This window comes from Hydrogenophaga sp., assembly GCF_030158645.1.
Classification (GTDB): domain Bacteria; phylum Pseudomonadota; class Gammaproteobacteria; order Burkholderiales; family Burkholderiaceae_C; genus Hydrogenophaga.
Genome location: NZ_JAOASO010000049.1, coordinates 1 through 13304 on the forward strand (window position 1 = coordinate 1; position 13304 = coordinate 13304).

Sequence of the window (13304 nt, forward strand, 5' to 3'; positions counted from 1 at the left end):
GCAAGACCGAGCTGGCCGTGGCCGCCATCGACGATGTGGTGGCGCGCATGCTGCGCGGGCTCGACGCACTCTTGGCCAGCAATCCCGACCCGATCGAGGCCACGCGCCGCTGGATGGCGGGCGCCACCGCGCGGCTGGGCGACAGCGGCTTCGAATCGGGCTGCCCGCTGGCCACCGTGGCGCTGGAGTCCACGCCCGATGACGCCGCCCTGCGCGAGGCCCTGGCGCGGGCGTTTGCCACCTTGCGCGAGCGCATTGCGCAAGCGCTGGAATCGCACGGGGAGCCCCGTGCGCGGGCACAGGGCATCGCAGCCCTGATCGTGGCCACCTACGAAGGCGGGCTGCTGCAGGCGCGCGTGGCCCAGAGCACCACGCCCATCGCACAGGCCACCGACACCCTGCTGTCGCTGCTTGCTCCCCGCCCGCCGGCCTGATCGACCGAACTGGAGACTTTCATGACCACCGACACTTCCCCGCAGGACGTGCGCATCGAGCGCCTCACGCTCACCGCCGCCGATGGTTACCCACTGGTGGCGCACCGCTTTCGCAGCCCCGCGCCGCCGCGTGGCCACCTGGTGGTGGGCGGTGCCACCGCCGTGCCGCAGGGCTTCTACAAGCGCTTTGCCGAACACGCCGCTCGCCGCGGCTTTGATGTGCTGACGCTGGACTACCGGGGCATCGGTCAGTCGGCCCCGAGCACGCTCAAGGGCTTTCGCATGGACTACCTCGACTGGGGTCGCCTGGACCTGGCGGCCGGTGTGCAGGCCATGCGCCAGGAGGGCATGCCGCTCTACCTCGTGGGGCATTCCTACGGTGGCCATGCCCTGGGCTTGCTGCCCGACCCGACGCTGGTGGACGGCGCCTACACCTTCGCCACCGGTGCCGGCTGGCACGGCTGGATGCCACCGCTGGAGCGCCTGCGCGTGCTCTTCATGTGGCGCGTGCTCGGGCCGGTGTGGACGCGCCTGGCCGGGTACCTGCCCTGGAGCCGCCTGGGCATGGGCGAGGACCTGCCGATCGACGTGTACCGCCAGTGGCGCCAGTGGTGCCGCTACCCGCGTTACTTCTTCGACGACCCGGCCATGCAGGCCACCACCGAACGGTTCGACGATGTGCGCTTCCCCATCGTGGCCGTGAACGCGCTGGACGACGCCTGGGCGCCCCCGGCCTCGCGCGACGCTTTCATGGCCGGCTACCGCAACGCCGAGGTGCGCAGCGTCACGCTCGACGCCCGGCGCGAAGGCCTGGGCGCCATCGGCCACATGGGCTATTTCAGGCCCAAAGCGCAGCCGCTGTGGAACAACGCGCTGGACTGGTTTTCCGCACAAACGCAGCGCCGTTCAGCGGTTGTCTGAAGCGGCCAACACCCTCTCAGAACCTGCGCCAAATGGGGTGGCAAGCGCTCGCGGGGCCGTGCTACAAACCGGGATGCTTTTACATCTCGGATACAAAAACCGGTGCTTCACCGTTGGCTTGGCGGCCCTGCTGGCCTGCGCGCCGGTGCTGGCGCAAGGCGTCGACGTGCCAGCCCAGGGCCTGATCATTGGCTACCGCGCTTCGGCGACCGACACCGAGACCGAGCAGATCGACCGCAGCCCGCGCGCCAACGAGCGCGAGCGGGCGCGGGCACGCTGGAAAGCGGCTTCCGACCAGACCCGTGAACGCACGAGGCGCATTGCGCGCGACGTGGGGCTGAACGCGCGGCAGGCCGGCGAAGCGGGCAACGCCGCTCTGCTGACATTCGAGCGGCCCCTGCGCGGACGCTCCCTGGAAGACGCGATGCGCCGCATGCGCCTGCACCCCGACGTGGCCTGGGTCGAGCCCAATGTGCTGGTCAAACGCTTGCAGACCGTGACGCCCAACGACACGAATTTCAGCAGCCAGTGGCATTTGCAGGTGCCTGGCGTGGGCAACCTTGCTGCCATGAACCTGCCCAACGCCTGGAACCTGACCAAGGGCGATGTGGGCCCGCCGGTCGTGGTCGCCGTGGTTGACGGAGGCGTGCGGTTCGACCACCCGGACCTGATGGCCTTGGGCCCGCGTCTGCTGCCGGGCTACGACCTGGTGAGCGACGTCGACGTGGCCAACGATGGCGGCGGGCGCGACGGCGACGCCAGCGACCCGGGCGACTGGGTGACCTCTGCCGAAGCACAGACTCCCACGTACGCGACCTGCGACGTGGCCAACAGCTCGTGGCACGGCACCTTCATCACTGGCCAGATCGCCGCCGCCACGGACAACGGGATGGGCGTGGCCGGTATCAACTGGGGTGCGCGCATCCTGCCGGTGCGGGTGGCGGGCAAGTGCGGCGCGCTGGTGTCGGATCTGCTGGACGGCGTGCGCTGGGCCGCTGGCTTGCCGGTGGCGGGCGTGCCGACCAACAACAACCCGGCCCGTGTCATCAACTTGAGCTTCGGTGGCGATGCACCCTGCAACGCGCTCTACCAGGACACCATCAACGCCGCCACCGACGCGGGTGCGCTCGTGGTGGTGGCTGCGGGCAACGGCAGCGGCGCCCTGCAGCGGCCGGCCGATTGCCAGCGCGTGATGACGGTCGCGGCGGTGCGCAAGGACGGCGCCAAAACCAGCTACTCCAGCTTCGGGCCACAGGTCGCGTTGTCGGCGCCAGGCGGCTCCGACGAGTCGGGCGGCGTGAACCTGCTGCTCTCCACCGACAACGCCGGGACCACCCTGCCGGGCAGCAACGGCTACGGCTACAAACAAGGCACCAGTTTTGCCGTGCCGCAGGCCGTGGGCGTGGCCAGCCTCATGCTGGACGTGAACGACGCGCTGACACCCAGCGCGCTGATGGATCGGATGAAGCAGGCCGCTGCCGCGCGTGGCCATGTCGACGCCGGGTACGGCCAGTGCGCCTTGCCCACCAGTGGTTTGTGCAACTGCACCACCACCACCTGCGGCGCCGGCCTGCTCGATGCGTCCACGTCGGTGCAACTCGCCCGGGGGCCGGCGGCCGTCATCTCGCCCATCGGCACCGTGACCCCGGGCACCGCGATCTCGCTCGACGGCTCGGCCAGCGTCGCGCTCTCCGGTTTCAACATCGTCAGCCACCAGTGGACCCAGGTCAGCGGCCCCACGGTGGCAATCTCCGATGCATCGACCGCGGTGGCGGGCGTGAGCCTGCCCAACGCGCAGGCCACCTATGTGTTCCGCCTCACCGTCACCGATGACTTCACGCCCACCGCGCGCAGCGGTCGCGACACCGTGACCGTCGTCGCGGCTTATCCGGCCACCAGCGGTGGCGGCGGTGGTGGCTCCACCAGCGTGTTGTGGGGCGTGGCCTTGTGGGCCTGGGTGTTGGCTGTGTGCTGGCAGCAGCGCCGCGCAAGGCGGCAGGCCTGAAGGCCCGTCAGCCGCAACGCTGCAGGCGCTTGCCCGCCATGGCTTCGCCCAGCCCGTCGATGGCGGCGCGCTGCGTCTCGGTGATCGCGGGCAAGCGCACGCTCACGCTCTGGCTCTCGGCCCGCTCCTGCGCCACCTTGCCCGTGCGGATGCCGTCGCGCTCGGCCCGCTGCAAGGCCTGCTGGGCCGCCGCCTCGCTGGAATAGGTGCCCAGCGCCAGACCGGGAGCCAACCCCGGTGCCGTGATCTCGCGGAACGACACGCCCAGCGCACGCAGCTCGTCCTTCTTGCGGTCGACCTGCTGCTGGTTGTCGTAACGGCCCATGTAGACGATCCAGCGGCCCCCGCTGCGCACTTCGGTGAACGCGAAACCCGAAGCGGGCAGACCCAACAGCGCGAGTTCGGCGCGAAGCAGTTCGGCCTGATCGTTGGTGAATCCACCCACCTGCCAGCAGGCGCGAGGACCGCTGCCCGCCGCCACCGCTACTGTGGGTGAAGGCGTGGGAGGGGGATTGGGAGCGGGAATGGGGGCCGCAGCGGCGGGTTCGGGCGCAACGGGCGCTGGCGGCGGTGGCGCCACCGGTGCCGGTGCCGGTGCCGGCGCGGCCATCACGGGCGCAGCGTCGGCCCGGGGACCGTTGAGCAGGCGCAAAACCTCGGGGCGCACCTGCTGCGCCAGGCGCTGCGGCTCGCGTTGTTCGGCCGGCTTCAGGCCCAGCGTGTCCAGGTGACCTTGCGACCACGCGAAGTAGCCCGCATTGCCCAACACCAGCAGCCACACGGCCCACTTCAGCATGGTCGGACACTCACTTCAGCGCTGGTCACTGTCTGCATGCCACGTTCGGTGAGTACCTGCAGGGCGCCGTCTTCGTTCACACCGCAGGCTGTGCCGCGTGTGCCATCCGACAGCTGTACCGGCTGACCTTGCAAGGCATCCAGCTGGGCAAACCGTTGGGCAAAGGCGGCAAAGCCCTGTGAGGCGAACGCCAGGATGTCCTGCACCAGCGCCGGCGCCACGCGCTCCAGCACCTCGCCCGGCGTGATGCCAACCAGCACCTCGGACAAACCGGCCGGCGCCATGGCTGTCACCGCCGAGCCATCGGGCACCAGCGCGGCGACCGCCGACACCTCGGGCCGCGCCACGTTGATGCCCACGCCAATGACGACCATGCGCTGGCCCTGACCGGCCTCGCCGGTGCTGGCCGTTTCCACCAGGATGCCGCCGATCTTGCGCTGGTGCAGCCAGAGGTCGTTGGGCCATTTGAGGCGCACGTCCGGGTGCAGGCTGTGCGCCAGGCTCACCCCCACCGCCAGCGACAGGCCCGACCAGCTCTGTGGTGCCAGGGGCATCGCCAGGGAAAATGTGAGCGATTGGCCGGGCTTGCTGTGCCAGCCCTTGCCCAGGCGTCCGCGCCCCGCCGTCTGGTCTTCGGCCGCCAGCAACACCGGCTCCATCAGGCCGCTGCGCGCGCGGCGCATGAGTTCGCTGCTGGTGGAGTCGATGCTGGGCAACACCTCGACCGTGAAGCCGGGCAGGCTGGGCTCAATGGCCAGCCACACGGCTTCTGCGTAGCGGATCAGCGAGTCAGCCATGAGCAGAAACGATCCGCCGCCGGGCCGCCCCAAGGCGGATCAGCCCCCTTGGGGGGCAGCGACCCGCGCAGCGGTGGAGCGTGGGGGCCATGATTCAGCCCAGCTTGGAGGCTTTGCCTGCGCGCTTGGGTGCGAGCAAGGTGCCGCGGCACTTTTTCGCACCGCACCAGCAGGGGTACTCGGCCTTGAGCTTGGGCGTGTAGGGCTCGTCGATCACCAGGCCGTAGTCGTAGAACAGCTCTTCGCCGGCCTTGATGTTGCGCTGCGCGCGGATGAACACCCGGCCTTCGTCCACCTCGGCTTCGCAGTTGGGCGCGCAGCTGTGGTTGATCCAGCGCGCCGAATTGCCGCCGTGCTTGGCGTCGATCACGTGCGCTTCGTCGATGTGGAAGTAGAAGGTGTGGTTCGGGTCGGTGGGGTCGTGCGGGTGGCGGCGCAGGGCCTCGTCCCAGGTGATCACCTCGCCCACATATTCAATGAGGGTTTCGCCCTCGGCCAGGTCCACCACGGCGTAGACCCCTCGGCCGTGCACGCCCGACTTGCGCGTCTGGATGCGCCGGCCAGCGCCGGTCGGCTTCCCGGCCGGCGCGGGTTTTTCGGCGGGCGCAGTCGACTTTTTGGGGCTTTTCGTCACGGCCGGATTATTTGGTAAGGTTGTTTCATGCAGGTGCGCGCGAGTGTGCGCGTGCCCATGTGCGCGTGTACACGCGCGTGGAAAGTTGATTGTAGAGATGAAAACTGAAGGTTCCGCCAAAACGCTGGTCATTGCCGAGAAGCCGTCCGTGGCCCAGGACATCGTGCGGGCGCTCACCCCGGTGGCGGGCAAGTTCGAGAAGCACGACGACCACTTCGAGAGCGACCAGTACGTGGTCACCTCCGCGGTGGGCCACCTGGTGGAGATTGCCGCGCCGGAAGAATTCGACGTCAAGCGCGGCAAGTGGAGCTTCGCCCACCTGCCGGTGCTGCCCCCCTACTTTGAACTCAAGCCGATCGACAAGACCAAGTCGCGCCTGAGCGCGGTGGTCAAGCTGGCCAAACGCAAGGACGTGGCCCGGCTCATCAACGCCTGCGACGCGGGCCGCGAGGGCGAGCTGATCTTTCGCCTGATCGAGCAGTACGCCGGTGGCTTGAAGGGCGGCAGCTACCAGAGCCTCGGCAAACCGGTGCAGCGCCTGTGGCTGCAGTCCATGACGCCCGCGGCCATCCGCGACGGTTTCGAGCACCTGCGCACCAACGAGCAGATGCAGGGCCTGGCCGATGCGGCGCGCAGCCGGTCTGAAGCCGACTGGATGGTCGGCATCAACGGCACCCGCGCCATGACGGCGTTCAACTCGCGCGACGGCGGCTTCTTCCTGACCACCGTGGGCCGGGTGCAGACGCCCACGCTGTCCATCGTGGTCGAGCGCGAAGAGAAGATCCGCGCCCACCGCAGCCGCGACTACTGGGAAATCCACGCCAGCTTCCTGGCCGAGGCCGGCGAGTACCCGGGCAAGTGGTTCGACCCGGCCTTCAAGAAACCCACCGGTGAAGACGCCGATCTGGAGCAACGCGCCGACCGCGTGTGGAGCCAGCGCGAGGCCTTGGCCATTGCCGACGCGGTGCGCGGCAAGGCCGCCAGCGTGAAAGATGAAAGCAAGCCCACCACACAGGCCAGCGGTCTGCTGTACGACCTGACCAGCCTGCAGCGCGAGGCCAACGGCCGCTTCGGCTTCTCGGCCAAGACCACGCTGCAGCTGGCGCAAAGCCTGTACGAGCGCCACAAGGCCTTGACCTACCCGCGTACCGATTCTCGCGCCCTGCCCGAGGACTACCTGCCCACGGTGAAGCAGACCTTCGAGATGCTGGCCGACAGCGGCATGAAGCACCTCGCGCCCCACGCGCTCACCGCGCTCAACAACAACTACATCCGCCCGAGCAAGCGCATCTTCGACAACAGCAAGGTGTCGGATCACTTCGCCATCATTCCCACGCTGCAGGCGCCCAGCGGCCTGAGCGACGCTGAGCAGAAGCTGTACGACCTGGTGGTGCGCCGCTTTCTTGCGGTGTTTTTCCCCAGCGCCGAGTTCATGGTCACGACCCGCATCACCTCGTCGGTGGGCCACCATTTCAAGACCGAAGGCAAGGTGCTGGTGAAGCCGGGCTGGATGGCGGTGTACGGCAAGGAAGCGGCCGAAGACGTCGCCGACGCCAAGGAAGGCGACAAAGGCCAGAACCTGGTGCCGGTGCGCGAAGGTGAGACCGTGCGCACCGAGTCGGTGGAGAGCAAAGGCCTGAAGACCAAACCCCCCGCGCGCTATTCGGAAGCCACGTTGCTCGGCGCGATGGAAGGCGCGGGCAAGCTGGTCGACGACGACGAGCTGCGCGAGGCCATGCAGGAAAAAGGCCTGGGCACGCCCGCCACGCGCGCGGCCACCATCGAAGGCTTGTTGACCGAGAAGTACATGTTCCGCGAAGGCCGCGAAATCATTCCCACCGCCAAGGCCTTCCAGCTCATGACGCTGCTGCGCGGCCTGGGCGTGGAAGAACTCTCCAAGGCCGAACTCACCGGCGAGTGGGAATACAAGCTCGCGCAGATGGAGCACGGCAAGCTCAGCCGCAGCGCCTTCATGGCCGAGATCGCGCAGATGACCGAGCGCATGGTGAAGAAGGCCAAGGAATACGACCGCGACACCATTCCCGGCAACTACGCCACGCTCGCCACGCCCTGCCCGAACTGCGGTGGCGTGGTGAAGGAAAACTACCGCCGCTACACCTGCACCGGCAAAGACGGCGCCAGCGAAGGCTGCGGTTTTTCGTTCGGCAAGTCGCCCGCGGGTCGCACCTTCGAGCCCGACGAGTCCGAGTTGCTGCTCAAGGACAAGAAGATCGGCCCGCTCGACGGTTTTCGCTCCAAGGCGGGCTGGCCCTTCGTGGCCGAGATCGTGCTCAAGTACAGCGAGGACGACCAGAACTGGAAGCTCGAGTTCGACTTTGGCGACGACAAGAAGGGCGAAGAAAGCGGCGAGATCGTGGACTTCAGCGCCAGTGAAGCGCTGGGCGCTTGTCCCAAGTGCGGTGGCGCGGTGCACGAGCACGGCAGCAACTACGTGTGCATCCGCTCGGTGCCCACCGAGCAGCAGCCCACGCCCACCTGCGACTTCAAGAGCGGCAAGATCATCCTGCAGCAGCCGGTGGCGCGCGAGCAGATGAGCAAGCTGCTGGAGACCGGCAAGACGGATCTGCTCGACAAGTTCGTGTCCATGCGCACCCGCCGCGCGTTCAAGGCCTTCCTGGCCTGGGACAAGGAGGCGGGCAAGGTGAACTTTGAATTCGCGCCGTCCAAGTTCCCGCCGCGCAAGACGGCGGCTGGCGCACCGGCCAAGGGTGCCCCGGCGAAGAAGACCGCCGCCAAGGCCGCGCCCGCCAAGAAAGCCGCAGCGAAGAAAACGCCCGCCGTGAAGGCGGCCAAGGCCCCGCGCAAGACCACCGCCGCCACCGGCAAACAGCCCAGCGCCGCGCTGGCCGCGGTGATCGGCGAGGGCGCCGTGTCGCGCCCCGAGGTGGTGAAAAAGCTGTGGGACTACATCAAGGCCAACGGCCTGCAGGACGCGGGCGACAAGCGCCGCGTGAACGCCGACGCCAAGCTGGCAGCGGTGTTCGGCAAGCCGCAAGTGACCATGTTTGAAATCGCGGGCCTCTTGAGTCCGCACCTGAACTAGCCCCCACGCTCCGCCGCTTCGCGGGTCGCTGCCCCCCGAGGGGGCGCAATCCGGCTTGGGGCGGCCCGGCGCCGGATTCCTGACACTTGAATGGAGACCATCCCATGAGCCTGAAACTCTTCTTCGCCCCCGGCGCCTGTTCCTTCGTGCCGCACGCCATGCTCGAACTTGCCGAAGTGGCTTTCGAGCCGCAGATGGTCAAGCTGCACAAGGGCGAGCAGCGTTCGCCCGAGTACCTGGCGCTCAACCCGCGCGGCCAGGTGCCGGTGCTGGTCGACGGCGACGAGGTGGTCACCCAGATCGTGGCCATCCTGCTGTACATGGACGAGAAGTTGCCCATGGCGGGCATCCTGCCGCCGACGGGCCTGGAGCGTGCGCGTGCCCTGCAGGTGCTGACCTGGATGAACAACACGGTGCACCCCACGTTCACCCACGTGTTCATGCCGCAGAAGTTCACCGACGACGAGGCCGCGCAAAAAGCCATCCGCGAATTCGGCGCGGCGCGTTACCGCGAGCTGCTGGGCGAGATCGAAGCCCTGGCCGCCAAAGCCGCGCCCTGGATGGTGGGTGTACGGCCCGGGGCCCTGGACGCGTACGCGCTCACGCTGCTGCGCTGGGGCGGTTATGCGGGCATCAACCCGGTGGATTTCCCGGCCACCTGGGAGCTGGTGCAGCGCTTCGCCGAATTGCCCGGCGTGGCCCGCGCGATCGAGCGCGAGAAGCTGCAGCTCAACGTGTACAAGCCGGCCTGAGCCGGCCACACCGCACAGCCGCTATTCCTGCACGACCTGCGGCTTGGTCGGTGTGAAGCGCACCGACACCCGCAGGCCGCGACGGCCGCGTTCGGGGTGGGCGTCTTCCATCGACACCGTGGCGCCGTGCTGTTGCGCAATCTCCAGCACGATGGCCAGACCCAGGCCGGAGCCGTCGACGTTGGTGCCCAGCGCGCGGTAGAACGGCTGCATCACGAACTCGCGTTCGTTCTCGGGAATGCCCGGGCCGTCGTCCTCCACCTGAAGGATCTGCACGCCGCTGAAGCGGTCCAGCAGCACGCGCACCGTGACCACGCCGCCCTGCCCGGTGTAGTGGATCGCGTTGTCCACCAGGTTGCGCACCATCTCCTGCAAAAGCGTCGGATTGCCGTCCATCAGGCAGTCGTCGGGCATGTCGTCGGGGCCCTCGAAGCCCAGATCGATGCCGGCCTCCAGCGCGCGGGGCACCGAGTCCTGCACCACGTCGGGCACCAGTTGCGTCAGGTCGATGCGCGCACTGGGCAGTGTGCGGCCGGTGGTTTCTGCGCGGGCCAGCGCCAGCAGCTGGTTGACCGTGTGCGTGGCGCGGGCGCTGGAGCGCGCAATCTGCTGCAGCGATCCACGAATTTCCAGCGGATCGGTTTCGCGTTGTGCCAGCTCGGCCTGCATGCGCAAACCCGCCAGCGGCGTCTTGAGCTGGTGCGCGGCGTCGGCCAGAAAGCGCTTTTGCGTGGTGAGCGAGGCTTTCAGGCGCGTCAGCAAGTCGTTGATGGAGGACACCAGCGGCGCCACCTCTTGCGGGATGAACGACTCCTCGATCGGGCTCAGGTCGTCGGGCTTTCGCGCGCGGATGCGCTGCTCCAGTTCGTTGAGCGGGCGGATGCCGCGCACCAGCGCCAGCCACACCAGCAGCACCGCCAGCGGCAGGATCACGAACTGCGGCACCATCACGCCCTTGACGATTTCGGCGGCCAGCGTCGATCGCTTGCCCTTGGTCTCGGCCACCTGCATCAGCACCAGGCGCTGGGGGTCGTTGCGGGCCAGCCAGGTGTAGGCCACGCGCACCTCGTCGCCGCGCACCACGTCGTCGCGCAGCAGCACGCGCCCGGGTTCGGGGGCTTCGCTGTCGCGTGGCAGCGGGAAATCCAGCTCCCCGCTGATCAACGTGCCGCGCGGGTCGAGCACCTGGTAGTACACGAGGTCGCTGTCGTCGGCGCGCAGCAGGTCGCGGGCCTGTGCGTTGAGTTTGAACGTGATCTGCTCGTCTTCGCGCACCACGAACTGGGTGAGCGCCTGCAGGTTGAATTCGAGTGCGCGGTCAAAGGGTTTGCTGGCGATGCCTTGCGCCACGAACCAGGTGAGCACCAGCGACAGCGGCCACAGCAGCAGCAACGGCGTGAGCATCCAGTCGAGGATTTCGCCGAACAGGCTGCGCTGTTCGCGCTGGAACAGCCCGAAGGGCATCGGTGCCGACCGGCTTTCCACCGGTGGCAGCGGCTCGCTGAAGACCCGTCCGTCAGCCGGCGATTTTTTCAAGGCAGTAGCCCAGGCCGCGCACCGTGGCGATGCGGATCGGACCCTTTTCGATCTTCTTGCGCAGGCGGTGGATGTAGACCTCGATCGCGTTGTTGCTCACCTCTTCGCCCCACTCGCACAGCCGCTCCACCAGCTGGTCCTTGCTGACCAGTCGTCCGGCGCGTTGCAGCAGCACCTCCAGCAGGCCGAGTTCGCGCGCCGAGAGTTCGACCATCTTGCCGTCGATGGTGGCCACGCGGCCGGCCTGGTCGTATTCGAGCGGGCCGTGGCGGATGGTGTTGGTGCTGCCGCCCATGCCGCGGCGCGTGAGCGCACGCACGCGCGCTTCGAGTTCCTGCAGCGAAAACGGCTTGGCCATGTAGTCGTCGGCGCCGTAGTCCAGGCCTTTCACGCGCTCCTCGATGCTGTCGGCGGCGGTGAGCACCAGCACCGGCAGCGCAGAGCCGCGCGAGCGCAGCCGCTTGAGCACCTCCAGGCCGTGCAGTTTGGGCAGTCCGAGGTCGAGGATCAACAGGTCGAACTCGTTGTTGGTCATGAGCGCGGCGTCGGCCTCGTTGCCGCTGGACACGTGGTCCACTGCCGCGCCGGCCGCTCGCAGGCTGCGCAACAAACCGTCGGCCAGAACCTGGTCGTCTTCTGCAATCAGGATGCGCATGGGGAAGTCTCCTGGGCTGATCAAGCAGCGTTGTTGTGGGGCCGTGTGTTTCAGGCCAAAGTCATTTTAGGTCGCATACCCCGCGCTGCAGCCGCTGGAAAGGCAGGGTTTCACCGGGCTGGCACGGCCGCGCGCGCACCGGTCGCTTCCGACCCATACGCCTCCAGACCCAGCGCGACCACCGTGGCCACCGCGTCGCCCACCTGCGCGCGGAATTCGGACTCGGCCTGCGCCACCGCTGTGCGAAACGCCTCCAGCCACAGCAGGCCGGTGTCGGTGAACACGATGCGCCGCGCCCGGGCGTCGCGCGGGTCGGGCTCGCGCCGCACCAGACCCCAGGCCTCGCACTGCGTCACCAGATCGCCCATGGCCTGTTTGCTCATGCCCGCCTGGTGCGCCAGCTCGGTCAGGCGCGAGCCGTGCAGGCCGAGGTGGCGCGTGATGTGGATGTGGGCCGCGCCCACCTGCGCGCGCGCCGCCAGGTGCGAGAGGGCGAGTGGCACGTTGGCGTCGTGCGCCATCAGGCTGAGCACACGCTCGTCGAAGCGGCGCAGCGCCAGACCCATGAGCCGGCCCAGGTGACCGCCGCGCCAGCGGTCGTCGGGTTCGGCGGGGAATTCGGGGGTGTTGTCGACCATGGGCAAATGGTAAGGCAAACTGACCAAATATCAGGTTGTTTGATTTCAATGCACCTGTAAACTGCTGTTCAAGCATCCAGCCTGTACGCAACCACACAGGTTTTGCCAACCCTTCCAACCAGCCCAGGAGCCCCCATGGACGCAGCCGTCAAGCCCAATCCCCTCAACAGCGAAAAAGCCAAGGCCTTGCAGGTCGCGCTGGCCCAGATCGAGAAGCAGTTCGGCAAGGGCACCATCATGCGGCTGGGCGAAGGGGAGGTGATCGAGGACATCCAGGTCGTCTCCACCGGCTCGCTCGGCCTGGACATCGCGCTCGGCGTCGGCGGCCTGCCGCGTGGCCGGGTGGTCGAGATCTACGGCCCGGAATCCTCGGGCAAGACCACGCTCACGCTGCAGGTGATCGCCGAAATGCAGAAACTCGGTGGCCAGTGCGCCTTCGTCGACGCCGAACACGCGCTGGACATCCAGTACGCACAAAAGCTCGGCGTGAACCTGCAGGACCTGCTGATCTCCCAGCCCGACACCGGCGAGCAGGCGCTCGAAATCGTCGACAGCCTGGTGCGCTCCGGCGCGGTCGATCTGATCGTGGTCGACTCGGTCGCCGCGCTCACCCCCAAGGCCGAACTCGAAGGCGAAATGGGCGACTCGCTGCCCGGCCTGCAGGCCCGCTTGATGAGCCAGGCGCTGCGCAAGCTCACCGCGCACATCAAGAAGACCAACTGCATGGTCATCTTCATCAACCAGATCCGCATGAAGATCGGCGTCATGTTCGGCAGCCCCGAGACCACCACCGGCGGCAATGCGCTCAAGTTCTACGCCTCTGTGCGCCTGGACATCCGCCGCACCGGCACCATCAAGAAGGGCGAGGAAGCGATCGGCAACGAGACCAAGGTCAAGGTGGTGAAAAACAAGGTGTCACCGCCCTTCAAGACGGCCGAATTCGACATCCTGTTCGGCGAAGGCATCAGCCGCGAGGGCGAGATTCTGGACCTGGGCGTGGTGCACCGCGTGGTGGAAAAATCGGGCGCCTGGTACGCCTACAACGGCGAGAAGATCGGCCAGGGCCGCGACA

The 13304-nt window shown here is 67.8% G+C and carries 12 protein-coding genes; 6 read left to right on the forward strand and 6 right to left on the reverse strand.

Annotated elements, in window-relative coordinates; genetic code table 11:
- The 3 genes from Q1W68_RS05690 to Q1W68_RS05700 form a co-directional block, all read left to right on the forward strand.
- A partial coding sequence (locus tag Q1W68_RS05690; RefSeq protein ID WP_300715822.1) for a TetR family transcriptional regulator C-terminal domain-containing protein occupies window positions 1–434 on the forward strand: 434 nt, incomplete at its 5' end.
- A gap of 21 nt (window positions 435–455) precedes the next feature.
- Window positions 456–1355: an alpha/beta fold hydrolase gene (locus tag Q1W68_RS05695; protein ID WP_300715824.1), complete on the forward strand. Its 900-nt coding sequence runs from the start codon at window positions 456–458 to the stop codon at window positions 1353–1355.
- 118 nt (window positions 1356–1473) lie between these two features.
- Complete coding sequence (locus tag Q1W68_RS05700; protein ID WP_300715825.1) at window positions 1474–3360, forward strand: S8 family serine peptidase; 1887 nt, start codon at window positions 1474–1476, stop codon at window positions 3358–3360.
- A 7-nt stretch (window positions 3361–3367) separates the two neighbouring features.
- Here the strand turns inward: Q1W68_RS05700 and Q1W68_RS05705 are convergent, their stop codons facing one another.
- The 3 genes from Q1W68_RS05705 to Q1W68_RS05715 form a co-directional block, all read right to left on the reverse strand.
- Complete coding sequence (locus Q1W68_RS05705) at window positions 3368–4156, reverse strand: SPOR domain-containing protein (RefSeq protein WP_300715826.1); 789 nt, start codon at window positions 4154–4156, stop codon at window positions 3368–3370.
- Window positions 4150–4953 carry a biotin--[acetyl-CoA-carboxylase] ligase gene (locus tag Q1W68_RS05710; protein WP_300715827.1) on the reverse strand — a complete coding sequence of 268 codons (804 nt, stop codon included), beginning with the start codon at window positions 4951–4953 and terminating at the stop codon, window positions 4150–4152. The genes Q1W68_RS05705 and Q1W68_RS05710 overlap by 7 nt, the downstream gene beginning before the upstream one ends.
- A 94-nt stretch (window positions 4954–5047) precedes the next feature.
- Complete coding sequence (locus Q1W68_RS05715; protein ID WP_300715837.1) at window positions 5048–5506, reverse strand: SET domain-containing protein-lysine N-methyltransferase; 459 nt, start codon at window positions 5504–5506, stop codon at window positions 5048–5050.
- A 178-nt stretch (window positions 5507–5684) separates the two neighbouring features.
- Here Q1W68_RS05715 and Q1W68_RS05720 point away from each other — a divergent pair, with 178 nt between their 5' ends.
- Both Q1W68_RS05720 and Q1W68_RS05725 read left to right on the forward strand, forming a co-directional pair.
- Complete coding sequence (locus Q1W68_RS05720; RefSeq protein WP_300715828.1) at window positions 5685–8651, forward strand: DNA topoisomerase III; 2967 nt, start codon at window positions 5685–5687, stop codon at window positions 8649–8651.
- A gap of 104 nt (window positions 8652–8755) precedes the next feature.
- Window positions 8756–9403, forward strand: a complete 648-nt coding sequence (locus Q1W68_RS05725) for a glutathione S-transferase family protein (protein ID WP_300715830.1) — start codon at window positions 8756–8758, stop codon at window positions 9401–9403.
- Between the two features lie 21 nt (window positions 9404–9424).
- Here Q1W68_RS05725 and Q1W68_RS05730 read toward each other — a convergent pair whose 3' ends face one another.
- The 3 genes from Q1W68_RS05730 to Q1W68_RS05740 all read right to left on the reverse strand — a co-directional run bounded on the left by Q1W68_RS05730 (window position 9425) and on the right by Q1W68_RS05740 (window position 12232).
- Window positions 9425–10867, reverse strand: a complete 1443-nt coding sequence (locus tag Q1W68_RS05730; protein WP_300715831.1) for a sensor histidine kinase — start codon at window positions 10865–10867, stop codon at window positions 9425–9427.
- A 52-nt stretch (window positions 10868–10919) separates the two neighbouring features.
- Entirely contained in the window at window positions 10920–11594 is a 675-nt protein-coding gene (locus Q1W68_RS05735; RefSeq protein WP_300715832.1) for a response regulator transcription factor, read from the reverse strand.
- A gap of 110 nt (window positions 11595–11704) precedes the next feature.
- Window positions 11705–12232, reverse strand: coding sequence for a MarR family transcriptional regulator (locus tag Q1W68_RS05740; protein ID WP_300715834.1), 528 nt, complete (start codon window positions 12230–12232; stop codon window positions 11705–11707).
- A 135-nt stretch (window positions 12233–12367) separates the two neighbouring features.
- Between Q1W68_RS05740 and recA the strand changes: the two genes are divergently transcribed.
- The coding region (gene recA / locus Q1W68_RS05745; RefSeq protein WP_300715836.1) for a recombinase RecA at window positions 12368–13304 on the forward strand (937 nt) is incomplete at its 3' end.